Source organism: Paractinoplanes durhamensis (assembly GCF_016862175.1).
In the GTDB taxonomy this organism is placed as follows: domain Bacteria; phylum Actinomycetota; class Actinomycetes; order Mycobacteriales; family Micromonosporaceae; genus Actinoplanes; species Actinoplanes durhamensis.
In genome coordinates this window covers 25,452-42,543 of the sequence record NZ_BOML01000084.1, presented here as the reverse complement: position 1 = coordinate 42,543, position 17,092 = coordinate 25,452, and the positions used below count along the sequence as shown (strand labels likewise).

13 protein-coding genes are annotated in these 17,092 nt (G+C 68.5%); 10 read left to right on the top strand and 3 right to left on the bottom strand.

Annotated elements, in window-relative coordinates; all coding sequences use genetic code 11:
• Nucleotide 1 precedes the first annotated feature (1 nt).
• Nucleotides 2–1,345 carry an aminomethyl transferase family protein gene (locus Adu01nite_RS44215; RefSeq protein WP_203735388.1) on the bottom strand — a complete coding sequence of 448 codons (1,344 nt, stop codon included), beginning with the start codon at nt 1,343–1,345 and terminating at the stop codon, nt 2–4.
• A 175-nt stretch (nt 1,346–1,520) separates the two neighbouring features.
• Here Adu01nite_RS44215 and Adu01nite_RS44210 point away from each other — a divergent pair, with 175 nt between their 5' ends.
• The 3 genes from Adu01nite_RS44210 to Adu01nite_RS44200 all read left to right on the top strand — a co-directional run bounded on the left by Adu01nite_RS44210 (nt 1,521) and on the right by Adu01nite_RS44200 (nt 5,746).
• The gene (locus Adu01nite_RS44210; RefSeq protein WP_203735387.1) at nt 1,521–2,294 is read left to right on the top strand and encodes a hypothetical protein; all 774 of its coding nucleotides are present in this window, start codon (nt 1,521–1,523) and stop codon (nt 2,292–2,294) included.
• Between the two features lie 171 nt (nt 2,295–2,465).
• Nucleotides 2,466–3,533 (top strand): methyl-accepting chemotaxis protein, encoded by a 1,068-nt coding sequence (locus Adu01nite_RS48695; RefSeq protein ID WP_203735386.1) that lies wholly within the window; start codon nt 2,466–2,468, stop codon nt 3,531–3,533.
• A gap of 224 nt (nt 3,534–3,757) precedes the next feature.
• On the top strand, nt 3,758–5,746 hold the full coding sequence (locus tag Adu01nite_RS44200) for a hybrid sensor histidine kinase/response regulator (RefSeq protein ID WP_203735385.1): 1,989 nt from the start codon (nt 3,758–3,760) through the stop codon (nt 5,744–5,746).
• Between the two features lie 32 nt (nt 5,747–5,778).
• Here the strand turns inward: Adu01nite_RS44200 and Adu01nite_RS44195 are convergent, their stop codons facing one another.
• A complete protein-coding gene (locus Adu01nite_RS44195) occupies nt 5,779–6,513 on the bottom strand; it encodes a VIT1/CCC1 transporter family protein (RefSeq protein WP_203735384.1) in 735 nt (244 codons plus the stop codon).
• A 153-nt stretch (nt 6,514–6,666) separates the two neighbouring features.
• The gene (locus tag Adu01nite_RS44190; RefSeq protein ID WP_203735383.1) at nt 6,667–7,038 is read right to left on the bottom strand and encodes an STAS domain-containing protein; all 372 of its coding nucleotides are present in this window, start codon (nt 7,036–7,038) and stop codon (nt 6,667–6,669) included.
• A 475-nt stretch (nt 7,039–7,513) separates the two neighbouring features.
• Between Adu01nite_RS44190 and Adu01nite_RS44185 the strand changes: the two genes are divergently transcribed.
• From Adu01nite_RS44185 to Adu01nite_RS44155, 7 genes are all read left to right on the top strand, one after another.
• Entirely contained in the window at nt 7,514–9,466 is a 1,953-nt protein-coding gene (locus tag Adu01nite_RS44185) for a putative bifunctional diguanylate cyclase/phosphodiesterase (RefSeq protein WP_203735382.1), read from the top strand.
• A 67-nt stretch (nt 9,467–9,533) separates the two neighbouring features.
• Complete coding sequence (locus Adu01nite_RS44180) at nt 9,534–9,983, top strand: ATP-binding protein (RefSeq protein WP_203735381.1); 450 nt, start codon at nt 9,534–9,536, stop codon at nt 9,981–9,983.
• Nucleotides 9,984–10,014: 31 nt separating this feature from the next.
• On the top strand, nt 10,015–10,347 hold the full coding sequence (locus Adu01nite_RS44175) for an STAS domain-containing protein (RefSeq protein WP_203735380.1): 333 nt from the start codon (nt 10,015–10,017) through the stop codon (nt 10,345–10,347).
• 155 nt (nt 10,348–10,502) lie between these two features.
• Nucleotides 10,503–11,813, top strand: coding sequence for a Rieske 2Fe-2S domain-containing protein (locus tag Adu01nite_RS44170; RefSeq protein WP_203735379.1), 1,311 nt, complete (start codon nt 10,503–10,505; stop codon nt 11,811–11,813).
• 1 nt (nt 11,814) lies between these two features.
• On the top strand, nt 11,815–13,320 hold the full coding sequence (locus Adu01nite_RS44165) for a glutamine synthetase family protein (protein ID WP_203735378.1): 1,506 nt from the start codon (nt 11,815–11,817) through the stop codon (nt 13,318–13,320).
• A gap of 11 nt (nt 13,321–13,331) precedes the next feature.
• Nucleotides 13,332–14,747, top strand: coding sequence for an aldehyde dehydrogenase family protein (locus Adu01nite_RS44160; protein WP_203735377.1), 1,416 nt, complete (start codon nt 13,332–13,334; stop codon nt 14,745–14,747).
• The gene (locus Adu01nite_RS44155) at nt 14,744–17,092 is read left to right on the top strand and encodes an FAD-dependent oxidoreductase (RefSeq protein WP_203735376.1); all 2,349 of its coding nucleotides are present in this window, start codon (nt 14,744–14,746) and stop codon (nt 17,090–17,092) included. Before Adu01nite_RS44160 ends, Adu01nite_RS44155 begins: the two co-directional genes overlap by 4 nt.

Genomic DNA, 17,092 nt, shown 5'->3' with positions numbered 1-17,092 from the left:
GTCAGCTCCGGCCGATCGGAAATGGTCGTTCGACGACGGTCGCGCCGATGGTCGTCTGGACGTGCCGTTCCACGGCCGGGTTGGCGGAGCCGCCGTTCGGCTCGCCCCACACGAGCTCCACCCGGTCGCCGTAGCCGACCTGTCCATCGAGCATGCAGACCGAGATCCAGCCTCGGACGTTCGCCGTGTAGCTGCACAGCGTCGAGACGCCGATCAGCTCGCCGTCGCGCTCCACCCGATCGAACTGCGAGGCCGCGTAGAAGGCAGCCGGCGTGTCGATGTACTTGAACCGTCTCTCCCCCGGCTCGTACATGCCGGCGAAGATCCGGGCGACGTCGTCACGGTCCCACGCGAGCCACGCCTTGCGGCGATGCGGCCGGTCGCGCATCCCCTCCAGAGCGTCTCGGCCGATGAAGTCGTGGTCGAACTTCAGGATGTGCCCGTATCCGAGGTCCCAGGGGGTGACGTAGTAGTCGCGGACGTCGTCGGAGACGAAGCTGCCGCCCAGCGACAGGTTCGCCTCGAAGCTGCGCGCGTTCAGCCATTCCCGGTAGGTCTTGAGGCTGTCGCCGGTGTACACGGCGGGAACCGTGCTGGCGATCCAGCCGGACTCGGTCGCCACCGAGGCGTAGGCGCGGGCGCCGACCTGCCGGATGCCGAATTCCGCGCCCGCCTCCAGCACCGCGTCGCGCACCGCGTCGAGATCGGCGTAGGGGCCGAAGAACTCCAGTCCGGGGAAGCCGGACATGCGGTGGTTGAGCCCGGTGACCTGCCGTCCTCCGATGGCGAAGCGACCCATGGTGAAGAACGGGATGGCCGGCATCGGGCCGCCGTTGACCTTTTCGAAGATCTGCGCTGCGTACGGCCCCTGCAGTTGCAGCCGGTAGTACTCGCGGCCGTGCGGGTTCTGCGCGGTCCGCTCGTCGCGGCGCCAGGTGACGTCGTAGCCGCCGGTCTCGGCGTGGAACTGTACCCAGTTCAAGGCCGGTGGCCGCCCGACGATGCGCACCGAGTTGTCGTCGAGGCAGAACAGGATGCAGTCACCGATCATGTAACCGTCGTGGTTGACCGCTACCAGCTGTTTGGCCTTCAGCGGCCCGAACCCGGTGAAGCTGTTGGCCCCGACGTCGGAGAGCAGCCGGTAGCAGTCCGGCCCCTCCAGGGTCAGATCGGTCATGTGATGCGACAGATCCATCAGAGCCGCGCTGGTGCGCCAGCTCTCCTGCTCGTCGCGCCAGTTGGTGAACTCCGCCCGGATCGGGAACGGGTACGGGCCGGACCGGCCGCCACGCATCAGGGCCAGCGGATCCCCGGCTTCCCGGATCGCATCCTCGAGACTTGCCATCAGCCTTCCTTCCGTCAGGAGCTGCGCTAACGGACGGACCGTACCGTCCGGTACGGCGACTTAGGTCACAACCTAAGCTTGCAAGATTTCAAGAATGACAAACCCTTAACACCCCGCGTACCGGACGGTACGGTCCGGACCATGACCTCAGGACAGCAGCGCCGCCTCCGAAGGCGTGCTCTGCCGGCTCAGCGAGGACGAGTTCCTGTACACCGCCGGCAGCGGCAACTGGCTCGCCTGGCAATTCAGCAAGGGCACCTGGAACGCCGAGATCAGCGACATCAGCCCCGACCAGTTCATCTTCGGCGTCCAAGGCCCGCAATCGCTGCACGTCCTCGAGAAGGCCACCGGCCAGAGCCTGCGCGACATCGCCTTCAACCACAGCCGCCACGCCGAACTCGCCGGCATTCCGCTCCGCGTCCTGCGCACCGGGATCTCCGGCGAGCTCGGATACGAGCTGCATGGCGCCGCCGAGCACGCCAGCACCATCTGGTCGGCGGTCGCCGAGGCCGGCGCCGGCTTCGGTCTCCGACTGCTGGGCTTCGGATCGCAGTCCGTGCAGCACATCGAGGCCGGCATCGCCACCAACGGGTTGGACTACATGCCCGCCGCGGGCATCACGCCCGGGGCACCCACGCAGTTCCGGCACCGCCCGATCGGCGGCAGCTTCGTCCCAGCGGCCTTCACCGACTACTTCCGCAAACCCGGCGAACTCGGCTGGGGCCCGCGCAAAGCCGTCCCCGCGCATGACTTCATCGGCCGCGCCATGAGCATCAACGTTCACGCAACGATCTCGCTCGGCGTGATCGCCCCTGGCCACGCCACTCCCGGGACCGAGGTAACCGTCTTGTGGGGCCGGCCCGGCACCCCCCAGCGCGAAATCCGGGCCACGGTCACCGCGCTGCCGTTCAAGCCGGACCACCGCCGCACCGACGTCACCCGCCTTTGACCGGACGACGCCCTGCCCAACCTGCATGAACGGGGTGCACGTCGTTTGATCCGGTTGACCAGGGACTATCGCAAATTGGGCGTTTGTTCAATTCGGAACCACGGCGGCCATATCCTGAGGCCGTGCGCTCCGCTTGCGCCGACCCGTCCGGACTCCGACGAGAGGTCTGCAATGGTGCATCTGAAGACCGTAGGGAGATCGGCACGTAGTCGTCCGGCCGCATTGCACCCCGCACATGACATCGGTTCGGGCATTACGTCTGACCAAGTTCTGGACAGCGTCCAAGCGAACGTCTTTGTTGCCGACGCGGCGCTCGACATCGTCTACATGAACCCTAAGGCCGCTCAGACTCTGCAGGTCGTGGGGCCGGAGATTCAGCGAGTATTCGGCGTCAGCCTCGCGAACATACTCGGCGGCAGTATCCATCGATTCCACAAGGACCCGGCCCGGATCGAAAGCATTCTGCATTCTCCCGGCTTCGTTCCCCATAGCGCCCAGTTCACCTTCGGTTCGATCACCCTTGAAGCCCATATCAATCGCATACAAACAACAGACGGATCGGTCACCGGCTATGTGGTGGCTTGGGATGAGGTCTCCGAAAAGGTCGCCGCTCAGGAACGCGCACGCGCGGTGATCGGACGGCTGGGCGAGACGGTCGGTCTGACCAAAGACGTCAGTACCTCGCTGCAATCCGTCGCCACCGCGATGGAAGAAATGTCGACAACGGTCACCGAGATCGCACGCAACGGCAGCGAGTCCGCCGGAGTCATCGCGAACGCGGTCTCCGTCGTCGAGACCGCGACCGCCACGATGGGTCAACTCGGTGAGGCTTCGGCCCGCATCAGCGAAGTAGTGAACACCATCTCCCAGATCGCCCGCCAGACCAACCTCCTGGCTCTCAACGCCACCATCGAGGCGGCCCGGGCCGGAGAGGCGGGTAAGGGTTTCGCCGTGGTCGCCGGAGAAGTCAAGGATCTGTCCAGCGCCACGCAGAACGCCACCAAGTCGATCGGCGACCTTATCGACGACGTCCAAGCACTCAGCCGCGCCGCAGCCGAGGAAATGACCAAGATCGCCGACATCGTCGACACCGTCAAGGACAGTCAGAACGCCGTCGCGGCCGCCGTCGAGGAACAGACCGTCACCAACCACGAGATCGCCCGCAACCTGGCGAAGGCCGCACAGGAAGCAGAGACCGTCACCGTCCAGGTGGCCGGGTTCCTGGCTGCCAACGCCTGACCGCGCCCGGCGGGCCGGAGCCCGCTTCTGCACTGGCTCCGCGGTGGAGTCCCTCGCCCGTGCGCGTGCATTTGTCGATACCAGAAACCGCACACTGCTTTCGGAGGAGGATGGCCTTAAGCCGCCATCGCGACCCAGAAACAGTTGTTCCCGAGCGAACGGCCCAGCCCTCTCGACGCGTCAACCAAGTTTCGCCGTGGGTCAGGGAAGTGACTGGAGTTTCGATGAGTGAACTTTCCGATGCGGTACTGATCGGCCTGTTGGAGGCAGCGCCCGACTCCATCATCGGAGTGGGAACCGATGGCCGAATCGCCCTGGTCAACGCCCAAACGGTCGTACTGTTCGGATACACCCAGGCCGAGCTGCTCGGCCAGCACATCGAGACTCTGATTCCCGAGAGTTCGCGCCCGATGCATCCGATGCATCGCCGGGACTATCTGGCCGATCCCCGGCCTCGGCCGATGGGCGCCGGCGAACCCCTGGCGGGACGCCGCAAGGACGGGAGCGAATTCCCGGCCGAGATCTCGCTCTCCACCGTCGACGCCGGCCCGAGAACACTCGTCATCGCCGCGGTACGCGACGTCAGCGAGCGGGTACGAGTGGAGGCGAAGTTCCGCGGGCTGCTGGAGGCGGCGCCTGATGCGATCGTCGGGGTCTCCGCGGACGGCTGCATCACCCTGGTAAATGCTCAGACCGAGCGGTTGTTCGGCTACCGACGTGACGAGTTGATGGGTCAACAGATCGAGATGCTCGTTCCGGAGGATGTCCGTGCCGGGCATCCACAACTGCGAAACCGATACTTCGCCGATCTGCAACCGCGCCCGATGGGAGCGGGCAGCCCGTTGCGTGCCCGGCGCAAGGACGGCTCGGAGTTTCCGGCCGAGGTCAGTCTCTCGGCGCTGGAAACCGAAGACGGGTTGATCGTTTCGGCCGCCATCCGGGATGTGACCGAACGGGTGGAGGCACAAGCTCAACGCCTTCGCCTCGAAGCCGAGGCTCAACGGCTCGCTGCCGTCGCCGAACGGGAAAGGCTGGAGGCTCAGTTGCACCAGTCCCGAAGACTGGAGAGCCTGGGCCAACTGGCGGGTGGAGTAGCCCATGACTTCAACAACCTGCTCGCGGTGATGCTGAACTACACCAGTTTCGTAGCCGAGCAGGTGCAGGACGCGGCCGGAGCCGACACGCGCGGGCCGTGGGCCCAGGCCGCCGCCGACCTGCAACAGGTGTTACGGGCCGGCAACCGTGCGACCGAGCTGACCCACCAGCTCCTGGCATTCGGTCGCCGAGAAGTCATCCGGCCCCGTGTTCTGGATCTCAACGGCGTCATCCGGGAAGTCGAGCAGCTCCTGCGACGTGCCCTCGGCGAGCACATCCAGCTTCACGTCGAGCTCGATGAAGGAATGCGTCCCGTGCTGGCCGACCCGGGACAGGTCGAGCAGGTTCTGATGAACTTGGCGGTGAACGCGCGTGACGCCATGCCGGACGGGGGAACCCTGTCCATACACACGACCGACCACGAAGTGACCACGGCTGCTGATCCACTGTCACGTCCGGCTCCACCGCCGGGCCGGTACGTTCGCGTTCGCGTTGCCGACACCGGGACGGGCATTCCGGCTGATGTCCTCGATCGCGTCTTCGAGCCCTTCTTCACCACCAAAGCAGCGGGTGAGGGGACCGGGCTTGGCCTGGCCACCGTCTACGGCATCGTCACCCAGGCCAGCGGTTTCGTCACCATCAACTCCGCACCCGGCGCGGGCACCGCCTTCGTGATGCTGTTCCCAGCCACCAACGAAACCCCGGCCGTGCTCGACAAGCCGGCATCGCCCTCCGTGCAGCAACATGGCCCGGCAACCATCCTTCTGGTGGAGGACGAGGAAGCGCTGCGCGACGTGACGCAACGAATCCTCACTCGGAACGGCTACCAGGTGCTGACGGCCGGAAACGGCCCGGAGGCGATCAAGGTAGCCGAAGACTTCAACGATCACATCGACCTGCTGCTCACCGACGTGATCATGCCGTTTCTGCACGGACGAGAGCTTGCCGAACGCATAACTGCGAGTCGGCCGAGCGTACGCGTGGCATACATGTCCGGCTACGCCCAGCCGTTCATCAACGGCGAAGGCACCCTCGACCCGGACACCATTCTGATCACCAAGCCGTTCACGCGAGCCGAGTTGCTGTCCCACATCGTCGATGCTCTGAAGCATCGTTGAAGAGCCCGCCGAGATGATCGCCGGCACCGCGATCAGCCCGTGGCGACGCCGACCGCCTGGCCGATCCCGAAGGTGACCGCCATGGCCAGCGCGCCGCCACCGACGAGCCGGACCATCGCCCGCCCGACGCCGGCCGATCCCAGCCGCGCGCTCACCGCACCGGTCAACGCAAGCGCCAGAAGAACAACAACAAACGTCACCCCCACGCGTACGCCCGGCGGCGGCAACAGAATCGCAACCAGCGGAAGGAGTGACCCGAGCGTGAAAGCAACCGCTGACGCCACCGCCGCATGCCACGGATTCGCCAACGCGTGCGGATCGATGTGCAGTTCGATGTCCGCGTGTGCTGCGAAGGCGTCCGCCGCGGTCAGCTCCTCAGCCACCAGCCGCGCGGTCGGTGCGGAGAGGCCCTTGGCCCGATAGAGCGCCGTCAGCTCATCGAGCTCCTCATCGGGCAACTCAGCGAGTTCGATACGCTCCTTGGCCAGCAACGCACGCTCGGTGTCCCGCTGACTGCTGACCGAGACATACTCCCCCAACGCCATCGACACCGCACCGGAAACCAACCCGGCAACGCCCGCGGCGAAGATCGCGCCGGAGCCTGCACTTGCCCCAGCCACGCCAACCACCAGACCCGCTGTCGACACGATGCCGTCATTGGCGCCCAGCACCCCCGCTCGCAAGCGGTTGAGCCGGCCGGGCAGGGCTCCCGAATGAGGCTCGTCCGCATGCTGCGCGGCCGGTCCCGTGTGTTCGTCCTGGCTCATTGAAGTTCCCTCGTTGCGGTTAGGTCCATGATCCCGCTGGTGTCACGTACCTGGGCAGAGGAGCACGAAACCCCGCCAGGTGCCGTAGGCCCCTACCGATGATCGCCGGCATAGCTGACCTGCTGCTACTGCAGGTTGTTCCACAACCGCCGGTCAGCCGCCAGGGCGCCGATCGATGAGTGCTCCCGCATCTGCGACGTCGAGCAGCCATGCGATATGTGGGCGCGGATTGACGATTTGGCATTCGATGCCGCGAGCGCCCGCCAAAACATACACGGAAAAGAGAGCACGAACACCCTCCAGGTCACAGAAATCGACATCCGAAACGTCAATATCGACCTGAGCGACATGGGTCACACCGACAACTCGGAAGAACCAGCGGCTCAAAAATGCGGCATTCGCTATGTCGATCTCACCGCTCACCGCTATGACCAGAATGCGATCGCCTGGATTCGGCATCATTCTGATCTTCACCACGAGATTGCCGAATTTCCATTCCTCGCAGCCCTGCGGGCCCATCACCATCGTCGAGATTTCGCGCGACCACCCGCTATCGAAGAATTGTTATCACACGACGCCGACCGCCCATGAATTGCCGCAACAGCGAAAGACCCACCACCCTTTTGCCGAGCAAGAGTCGGCCGCATACTCGATATGCGCTGCATTCTTGAGCACGACCCGGACTTCATCGCGACTCCTCAAATATCGCTATAGACTAAATTTCCAACAAAGTAAAGTCGCGGTAATAGTCATTCCGTCGAGCGGCCCAAAGCCGGACACCATGTGCGGCACCGCGGGCACTCCTCTCGTGGCAGCACTTTCGAGTCCCGGTAGAGGCACGGCGATCCGCACTGCAGCGAGACTGACGCGACCGATGCCCGCGGACCAGAAATAGAAATTTTGGCGCTGCGCAACCGGCGCATCGTAATGTCCGTTCCAGAGGCGGCAGATCTCCACGGGCATCGGTCCCACCAGGCGCCGGCGAGCCGAGGAGTAAGGGATGGAGCGTTCTCAGCGGGGCCGACGCGTTGCGGTGACCGCGCTGGCCGCAGTGCTGCTCGCCCTAACCGCGTTGAGCGTGGTGGGCGCCGCGGTAACACGAAGTGCAGCGGCAACGTCAGACGATTCCATCGCACTGTCCGAGGCCTACCACTCCGCCGAAAGCGCAGTAGCCGCCGAGGAATCACTGGAGCGTCTCTATCGCTTGGAGCCGGAACCGGCTACCCGCAACGAGCACGCACAGGCCGGCAACGAGCTCGAGGATGCACTCGCCGCAGTCGCTGTTCTCGGCACCACCACTGACGATCGCCTCGCCACCCAACTGTTGGCCGACCACGCCGCGTACCTGGCCTCGGTGACGCGAATGTTCGACGCCGTCGATGCCGGCGATCAAGCGGCGGTCCGCCTCATCGACGACACCCAGACCGATCCTGCGTTCAGCCGAATCAGCGACGTGATCACGACAGCCAGCGCCCGGCACACGAAGGCAGCCGACGACGCGCTGAACCGACTGCAGCAGATCGAGAACGGCGTTTTCGTGACGACGGTCGCCGGATTCGCTGTCGGGCTCGCCCTGGTCGCCGGTTTCCTCATCGTGGCGAGTGGCTATCAGCGAACCCTCCTGCGGCAGGCAGCGGAAAGCCGGCATCGGGCCACCCACGATTCACTGACCGGCCTGCCGAACCGGACGCTTCTCGTCGAACGCCTGCAGGAGGCAATGCACCAAGCGCCGGAAAACACCAGCACCGCGGTGATCATCCTTGACCTCGACCGGTTCCGGGAGGTGAATGACACCCTCGGGCACGCCAGCGGTGACAAGTTACTGCGACAGCTCGCCGAGCGGGCCCGGGCCATCGTCCGGAGCGTCGACCTGGTTGCTCATCTCAGCGGCGACGAGTTCGCCGTGCTGCTGCCCGGCACCTCCGAGAGCGAGGGAGTTGCCTTGGCCAACCGGCTGATCATTGATATGAACCGCAGTTTCGTGATCGAAGAGGTAGCCGTCGACGTCGAGGCCAGCGTCGGTATCGCTCTCTCGCCTCAGCACGGGACCACCGCGGACGCCCTGTTGCGCAACGCCGAGACTGCGATGTACGCCGCGAAGAAAGTCAAGACCGGCGCGATGCTTTACCAAGAGGCGATGAACACCGACGGCGCGGCTCATCTGCTGCTGCTCGGTGATCTGCGCCGCGCCATGGACGCCGAGGATCAACTCAGCCTTCACTACCAACCAAAGATCGATCTGGCGACCGGCCACGTCCGCGGGGTCGAGGCACTGATCCGCTGGAAACACCCGGACCGCGGGATGGTCTCACCGGCCGACTTCATCCCGGTCGCCGAGAACACCGGTCTGATCAATCCGTTCACCCTGCGGGCTCTGCAAATGGCCGTCCGACAGGCCCACGAATGGAAGATCGCCGGCACTCCCCTGCCGGTCGCGGTGAACCTGTCCCCCCGATGCCTGCTCGACCCCGGCCTGATCAATCAGGTCGCCGACCAGCTTCGACAGCTCGACCTCCCCGCCGACCTGCTCCACCTCGAGGTCACCGAGACAGCCGTCATGGCCGATCCGGAGATGGCCCTCGCCACGCTGCACCAGCTGAAGGCGCTCGGAATACAGCTCTCCATCGACGACTTCGGCACCGGCTACTCATCGATGGCCTACCTCAAACAGCTGCCGGTCAGCGAACTCAAGATCGACCGTACCTTCGTCGGCACCATGGACACCGACCACAACGACGCCACCCTCGTGCGGGCCGCGGTCGACCTCGGCCACAACCTCGGGCTCACGGTCACCGCCGAGGGCGTCGAGACCGAAGCCCAGGTGGCCGCGCTGTCGGTGCTCGGCTGTGACAACGCCCAGGGCTACTACTTCGCGCGACCGATGCCGGCCGGCGACCTGACCGCCTGGCGACTCGCCCATTCCGCCTCGGCCTACCTCAGCCGGCAGCCCTGACCGAAGCGACGACTCGGCTGGCCGGCACGCAGGTTTCCGATCAGCCGACGAGGGCAAAAACGTGCCCATGAACCCTCTGCGGCTGCTGGCGCCCCCCGCGCACACGTGGCAGCTGCTCGGCTGGAACGTGGCCGGGAGCGACGACCTCCGGACGATACGGACCGCTATCCAGCACCACTTCGCGGCGACGCATCCCGGCCAGGACCAACTCGCCCAGCAGATAGCCCTGGTCGCCACCGAGCTGGCCGGCAACGCGCTACGGCACGGGCTGCCACCCGTCACCGTCAAGCTGCTACGCGATCAGGACTGCTATGTCCTGCAGGTGAACGATCGCGATCCGGACCGCGCCCCGCACCGAGCAAGCCGGCAACACCACCGAGGCGGCGGCCGCGGCCTGCGCATCGTCGACACGCTGGCGGAGCAGCTGTGCTGGCACCCCACCGTAGACGGCAAGAGCGTCTGGGCATCTTTCCCGGTACCGAAGGACGGCACCGGTCCAGTCACGGAGTCCGTGTGAACCGGGCCGTTGTCATACCACCGTGCTAGACATGCCAACTGTGACTACGCCGCACTTCACCATCTCCGCGCTGGAAACACCGAACGGTGTCCTGCGGGTGAAACTGTCGGGCGATGTCGACATGAGTGTCGGCGACGCTCTGTCCGACGCCCTCCGAACCGCGGCGCGCACGCCCGACGTGTCCCAGGTGGTCGTGGACTTGGCGGACACCCGCTTCCTCGACTCACACGGCGTGGCCGGCCTGGTTGACGGCTACGAGTCCGCCACCTCCGCCGGCCGGAGATTCACCGTCATCAACGGCCACGGACTCGTCCAACAGGTCCTCGACATCACCGGCCTGTCCGAGGTGTTCTGCGCCCCGTAACGACCCGGCCACGAGCACTCGCCCGGTCGACCTTCTTGATACGCGCGGGTCCCGACACCGGCCGGAAACACGACAGCTCTTTCCCCGTGATCCAACCCGTGCCAGTATTGGATCCAATCTTAGATAGATCGGATGCCATCGAGAGGGAGGGTCGCGTGCTCAAGCGCGAGGAGAACGAACGGGTCACCCGCAGCGGGCCCGGCACCCCGCTCGGCCGGCTGATGCGCGCCTACTGGCAGCCCGCCGCGCTCGTCTCCGAACTGGCCCCGGTCCGGCAGGTCAAGCCGGTCCGCCTGCTCGGCGAGGACCTGGTGCTGTTCCGCCGGGCGGACGGTGGCTGGGCCCTGGTCGGGCGGTTCTGCGCGCACCGCGGGGTCGACCTGGCCTTCGCCCGGCACGAGGACGGCGGGCTGCGCTGCCTCTACCACGGCTGGCTCTACGGGGCGGACGGCCGCTGCACCGAGCAACCGGCCGAGCCGGCGCACAGCCGCTTCGCCGAGAAGGTGCGGATCCCCAGCTACCCCTGCGTGGAACGCAACGGCATCGTGTTCGCCTACCTCGGCGAGGGCGACCCACCCCCGCTGCCCGGCTACGACGCGCTCGAGGCCCCCGACGAATACACCTTCGCCTTCAAGGGCCTGTGGGAGTGCAACTGGCTGCAGGGCCTGGAGGGTGGCATCGACCCGAGCCACGTGTCGTTCCTGCACCGGTTCATCGACGAAGATCCCCGCGAGGTGTACGGCCAGCAGTTCAGCGAGATCGTCGAGGGCACCGGCCAGAAGCTGTCCAAGCTGGTCGGTGACGCGTACCGGCCGGACATCGAGGTCGAGGACACCGAGTACGGCCTCCGGGTGTACGCGCTGCGGCAGCTCACCGAGCAGATCCGCCATGTGCGGATCACCAACCTGGTGTTCCCCAACGCGTTCGTGGTGCCGTTCGGCAACGACAAGGTCTTCATCCAGTGGCACGTCCCGGTCGACGACGAGAACCACTACTGGTACATGATCCTTTACGACTTCGCCGAGCCGGCCGACAAGGAGACGCTGCTGGCGCAGCGCCGGTCCGAGGTCAGCCTGCCCGATTACCGGCCGCTGCGGAACCGGGCCAACAACTGGGGGTACGACCCGGCCGAGCAGCGCGATCTGACGTACACCGGGATGGGTCTGGACATCAACGTCCACGACCAGTGGGCGGTCGAGAGCATGGGCCGCATCCAGGACCGCACCACCGAACGGCTGGGCGTCTCGGACCGGGCGGTGACCGCCAACCGGCGCAAGCTGCTGCGCGCGATCGACGCCCACGCGACCGGTGGCCCGCTGCCGGCTCGCGGCGCGGGGCTGACCGGCCCGCTCGCGGTGGACACCATCGCGCCGACCGCCGACTGGGAGGCGACCTGGCGCCGCCGCGAGGCCGAGCGCCGCGCCGCGTCCCCGTGGGCCCCGGTTCGGGCCGACGTGGATGCGTAGCGTGGACGAGCGCCCGGTGGCCGAGGGCGGCGAGGGCTGGGACGCCCGGCCGATGCTCGCCGCCGAGCGCGGCGGTTTCATCGACCGGCACGGCCTGTGGTCCCAGCGCCAGTACGCCGCCGCGGCCCAGGCCCGCCGGGTCATCGACGAGCTCGGCCTGGAGCTGGTCCGGTTCTCCTTCGCCGACCAGCACGGCGTGCTGCACGGCAAGACCCTGACCCGCGCCGCCGTCCCGGCCGCGTTCCGCTCCGGGGTGACCGCGCCCAGCTCGCTGCTGCTCAAGGACTCCTCCGGACGGTCGGTGCTGCCGGTCTTCACCGCGGACGCGGCCCACGGGTTCGCCGGCGCCGGTGACGTGGTGCTGGTCCCCGACCCGACCACGTTCCGGGTGCTGCCGTGGGCCGGCAAGACCGGCTGGGTGCTGTGCGACCTGCGGTTCCCGGACGGGTCGGCGGTGCCGTACTGCACCCGGAGCCTGTTGCGCGGGCAGCTCGGCCGGCTCGCCGACGCCGGCTACGACCTGACCGTCGGCGTCGAGCTGGAGTTCCACGTCTTCCGGGCCGAGGAGGCCGCGATGGCCGCGGACCGGGTCGGTGCCCCCGGCGCGCCCGGCCGGCCGCCGCGGGTGAGCCCGGTCAGCAGCGGCGCGCAGCTGCTGCACGAGGAGGGCCTGGACCGGGTCGACGACCTGGTCCAGTTGCTCCAGCGTGGCCTGCAGCGGCTCGACCTGCCGCTGCGCTCGATCGAGCTGGAGTTCGGGCCGAGTCAGCTGGAGATCACCCTGCAGGCGACCGGCGCCGCGGCGGCGGGCGATCACGTGATGCTCACCCGGTCGGCGATCCGGCAGTTGTGCCACCGGGCCGGCTACCACGCCACGTTCATGTCCCGCCCGGCCGGGACGGCGACCGCCTCCACCGGCTGGCACCTGCATCAGTCGTTGCGGTCACGCTCCAACGGGCAGGCGGCGTTCGACCCGGGGCCGGACGAGGAGCTGATGTCCAGCACCGCCCGGCACTGGCTGGGCGGGCTGCTCGCGCACGCACCGGCGGCGGCCGCGTTCACCACTCCGACGGTCAACGGGTACAAGCGGTATCTGCCGTTCTCGCTCGCGCCGGACCGGGTGCTGTGGGGCGCCGACAACAAGGGCGCGATGGTCCGGGTGGTCGGCGGCGGCTCGGACACCGGCGCGCGGCTGGAGAACCGGTCCGGCGAGCCGGCGGCCAACCCGTACCTCTATATCGCCTCGCAGATCGTGAGCGGCCTGGACGGACTCGCACGCGGGACCGATCCGGGGCCGCCGACCGAGAACCCGTACGCGGCCGAGGCGACCCTCCTGCCCCGATCCCTGGGCGAGGCGGTCACCGCTTTGGCGCAGGATCCGGCATTCGCCGACGCGTTCGGCCGCGACGTCGTCGACTGGTACAGCCGGATCAAACGTGACGAGTTCGCCCGCTACCTGGCGCACGTCTCCGATTGGGAGCAGCGCGAATACTTCGACCTGTTCTGAAAGAGGACACGATGTTCATTGACGGCGAATGGCTCGAGCCGGGTGATCGCGAGACGATCCCCGTGCTCGACCCGGCCAGTGGCGAAACGATCACCGAGGTCGCCCAGGCGACCGACACGGACGTGCACGCCGCAGTCGAGGCTGCGGGCCGGGCCCACGCCGAGCGCCGCTGGTCCGGGTTGCCGCCGATCGAGCGCACCCGGGTGCTGAGCCGGATCGCCGACCTGATCGAGGAGAACCTCGAGGAGCTGGCGATCCTGGAGACCCGGGACAACGGCAAGCCGATCGAGCGGTCCCGGGCCGACACCGCGTTCTCGGCCAAGGACTTCCGGCACTTCGCCGGCGCCCCGGGCCGGCTCACCGGCACGGTCGTCCCGATCGACGGCGGCGCGCACCACGTCTACACCGTCCTCGAGCCGGTCGGGGTGGTGGCGCTGATCCTGCCGTGGAACTTCCCGATCATGACGGCCGCGCACAAGCTCGCCCCGGCCCTCGCGGCCGGGTGCACGGTGGTGGTCAAGCCGGCCGAGCAGACGCCGCTGACCATGCTGCGGCTCGCCGCGCTGTGCGCCGAAGCGGGACTGCCGGACGGGGTGCTCAACGTGCTCACCGGCGACGGGCGGGTCGGTGCGGCGCTGGTCGCGCACCCCGGTGTGGCCAAGGTGTCGTTCACCGGCTCGACCGAGGTGGGCCGCCGGGTGATGGCGTCCGCGGCGGCCACCACCAAGCGGGTCACCCTGGAGCTGGGCGGCAAGAGCCCGAACATCGTCTTCGCGGACGCCGACCTGGACGCGGCGACCGCGACCGCGATGCGGGCGTCGTTCGGGCACTCCGGGCAGATGTGCACGGCCGGCAGCCGGATCCTGGTGCAGCGGTCGATCCTGGACGAGATGACCGAGCGGCTGACCGCGGCGACCCGGAAGGTGCCGGTCGGCAACGGGCTGGATGGCGGCGTCTCGGTCGGGCCACTGGTCTCCGAGGAGCAGCGGCAGATCGTCCTGTCGTACATCAAGAAGGGTGTCGCCGAAGGCGCCGAATTGCGGACCGGTGGCACCGTGCCGGACCGGCCGGGTTATTTCGTCGAGCCGGCGCTGTTCACCGGGGTCACCAACGACATGGTGATCGCCCAGGAGGAGATCTTCGGGCCGGTGGCCGGGGTGATCGCCTTCACCGACGAGGCGGAGGCGATCGCGATCGCCAACGACACCGGGTACGGCTTGGCCGCCGGCGTCTGGACCCGCGACCTGTCCCGCGCGCACCGGATGGCCGCCGCGCTGCGGGCCGGAACGGTGTGGGTGAACACCTACAACATCTTCGACCCGGCGCTCGCGTTCGGCGGCGTCGGCGACTCCGGGCTCGGCCGCGACCTCGGCGACGAGGCGCTGCACTCGTTCTGCGAGTCCAAGGGCGTGGTGATCGCACTATGAGGGGCAACCCTTACCCAGATGGGATCCAATTTCGTAACTTTGCCATCCACGATGACACGGTAAAAGAACTGCGGGCCGCCACCCCCGGCACCCGGTATGCCCGGCACCTCAACGCGGCCGGCGCCGCGCTGGCCAGTGAGACCGTGCTCGGCACGGTGATCGAACACCTGCGCCTCGAAGCGCGGATCGGCGGCTACGAGGCGGCCGAGGCGGCCCGGGAGCGCTCCGAGCAGGTGTACGCCCTGGCCGCCCGGCTGATCGGCGCGGAACCCGAGGACATCGCGCTGACCGAGAGCGCCACCGTGGCCTGGCACCGGGCGCTGGACGCGATGCCGTTGCGGCCCGGCGACCGGATCCTCGCCGCCGCGTCCAGCTACGTCAGCTCGGCCCTGCATCTGTTCGAACTGCGCCGTTCCCGGGGCATCGAGGTGGAGGTGCTGCCCTGCGCCGCGGACGGCACCGTCGACCTGTCCGCCCTGGCGGATGCGCTGCGCCGGCCGGCCGCGCTGGTCACGGTTGCGCACGTGCCGACCTCCTCGGCGCTGATCGAGCCGGTGGCCGAGATCGCCGCGCTGACCACGGCGGCCGGGGTGCCGCTGCTGCTCGACGCCACCCAGTCCCTGGGCCACCTGCCGCTGGACGTCGCGGCCACCGGCATCGACCTGGTCGTCGGCACCGGCCGCAAGTTCCTTCGCGGTCCGCGCGGCACCGGCCTGCTCTACGTCTCGCCGCGCATGCGCGAACGGCTGCACCCGCCGCACCCGGACGTGCGCGGCGCGCTCTGGCAGAGCGGCGACCGGGTCGAACTGGCCCCCGGCGCCCGCCGCTTCGAGACCTGGGAGAACGCCCACGCCCTGCGGCTCGGCCTGGGCGCAGCCCTGCAGGAGACCCTCGCGCTGGGCGTCGACACCATCGGGCGGTACGCCTCCGGGCTCGCCGACCGGCTGCGGGCCGCGCTGGGCGAGATGCCGGGGGTGCGGCTGACCGATCCGCCGGCCGGCGGCGGGGCGATCGTCACCTTCGTCCGCGACGACGAGAAGCCGGCCGAGACGGTACGCCGCCTGCGCGCTGCCGGGGTGCACCTGGTCGCGGTCCCGGCCCAGCACGGCCGCTGGGACCTGGAACGGCGCGGCCTCGACGCGGTGGTCCGCGCCTCGGTGCACGTCTACAACGACGAATCCGACGTGGACGCGCTGGTGACCGCGCTCGGCCGCCCGGCCCCCAGGATGGTCCGGCCGAGCAGCCGGACCGACGTGATCGTGATCGGCGCCGGCGTGCACGGCTCGTCCACGGCCTGGCACCTGGCCCGGCGCGGGGCGCGGGTGATCCAGCTCGATCGCTTCCCCGATGGGCACACCGAGGGCTCGTCGCACGGGCACATCCGGATGATCCGCCGGGCCTACCCGAACCCGGTCTGGGACGATCTCGTCGACCGCGCCTACCTGGCCTGGGCCGAGCTGTCGGCGGCGGCCGGCGTCCGGTTGCTGACCACCACCGGCGGCCTGTATGCCCGGCCGGTCGGCGAGGCGACGCCGGGACTGCGCGGCCCCGGCTGCGTCCCGGTCGACGCGGTCCGCGCGGCCGAGATCTTCCCGGGCCTGCGGCTCGGCGACGAGTTCGGCGCGATCTACGACCCGGCCGCCGGGGTGCTCGACGCCGCCGCGGCGATGCGGTCGCTGCGCGAGCTGAGCCTGGCGCACGGGGTGGACCGGCGGACCGGCTGCCGGGTCGAGGGCTGGAACGCGGACGGCGAGGGCGTCACGGTCCGCACCGCCGACGGCCTCCTGCGCGCCGACCGCCTGGTGATCGCGGCCGGCCCGTGGACCGGCGCGCTGGTGCCGGAGCTGGCCGGACTGCTCCGGGTGGTCCGGATCGTCAACATCCACATCGGCGCCACCGATCCGGCCGCGGTGTCGGCGCCCGCGCTCGGCCCGTTCTCGGTCGAGGTTCCCGGGGCAGGCCTGCTCTACGGGCTGCCGGCCGTCGACGGCAGTGCCCTGAAGATCGGGCTGGACCATGGGCCGGCCGACGACCCGGACCGGCCGCAGACGCCGGTCACCGCGGCCGAGGCCGCCACCCTGCTGGGTCTCGCTCGCCGGTTCCTGCCCGCCGCGAACGGCGACGTGGTCGACTCGGTGGCGTGCCGGTACACGATGGCGCCGCGCAACCGGTTCGCGGTCGGAGCGCTGGCCGGGACGCCGCAGGTGCTGGTGGCGGCGGCCTGTTCCGGGCACGGGTTCAAGTTCGGGCCGGCGATCGGCGCCGGCCTGGCCGACCTCGCCCTCGGCAAACAGCGGCCCGATCTGGATTTCCTGTCCCCCGAAGAGCTGGGCACGCTCGGATGA

Bases quoted from the DNA above. Each gene is read 5' to 3' on its own strand.
- Adu01nite_RS44200 (WP_203735385.1), top strand. From the start codon at position 3,758: ATGAGTGAACTTTCCGATGCGGTACTGATCGGCCTGTTGGAGGCAGCG.
- Adu01nite_RS44155 (WP_203735376.1), top strand. From the start codon at position 14,744: ATGAGGGGCAACCCTTACCCAGATGGGATCCAATTTCGTAACTTTGCC.
- Adu01nite_RS44160 (WP_203735377.1), top strand. From the start codon at position 13,332: ATGTTCATTGACGGCGAATGGCTCGAGCCGGGTGATCGCGAGACGATC.
- Adu01nite_RS48695 (WP_203735386.1), top strand. From the start codon at position 2,466: ATGGTGCATCTGAAGACCGTAGGGAGATCGGCACGTAGTCGTCCGGCC.
- Adu01nite_RS44190 (WP_203735383.1), bottom strand. From the start codon at position 7,038: ATGGTGATGGGCCCGCAGGGCTGCGAGGAATGGAAATTCGGCAATCTC.
- Adu01nite_RS44215 (WP_203735388.1), bottom strand. From the start codon at position 1,345: ATGGCAAGTCTCGAGGATGCGATCCGGGAAGCCGGGGATCCGCTGGCC.
- Adu01nite_RS44175 (WP_203735380.1), top strand. From the start codon at position 10,015: ATGCCAACTGTGACTACGCCGCACTTCACCATCTCCGCGCTGGAAACA.
- Adu01nite_RS44180 (WP_203735381.1), top strand. From the start codon at position 9,534: ATGAACCCTCTGCGGCTGCTGGCGCCCCCCGCGCACACGTGGCAGCTG.
- Adu01nite_RS44195 (WP_203735384.1), bottom strand. From the start codon at position 6,513: ATGAGCCAGGACGAACACACGGGACCGGCCGCGCAGCATGCGGACGAG.
- Adu01nite_RS44185 (WP_203735382.1), top strand. From the start codon at position 7,514: ATGGAGCGTTCTCAGCGGGGCCGACGCGTTGCGGTGACCGCGCTGGCC.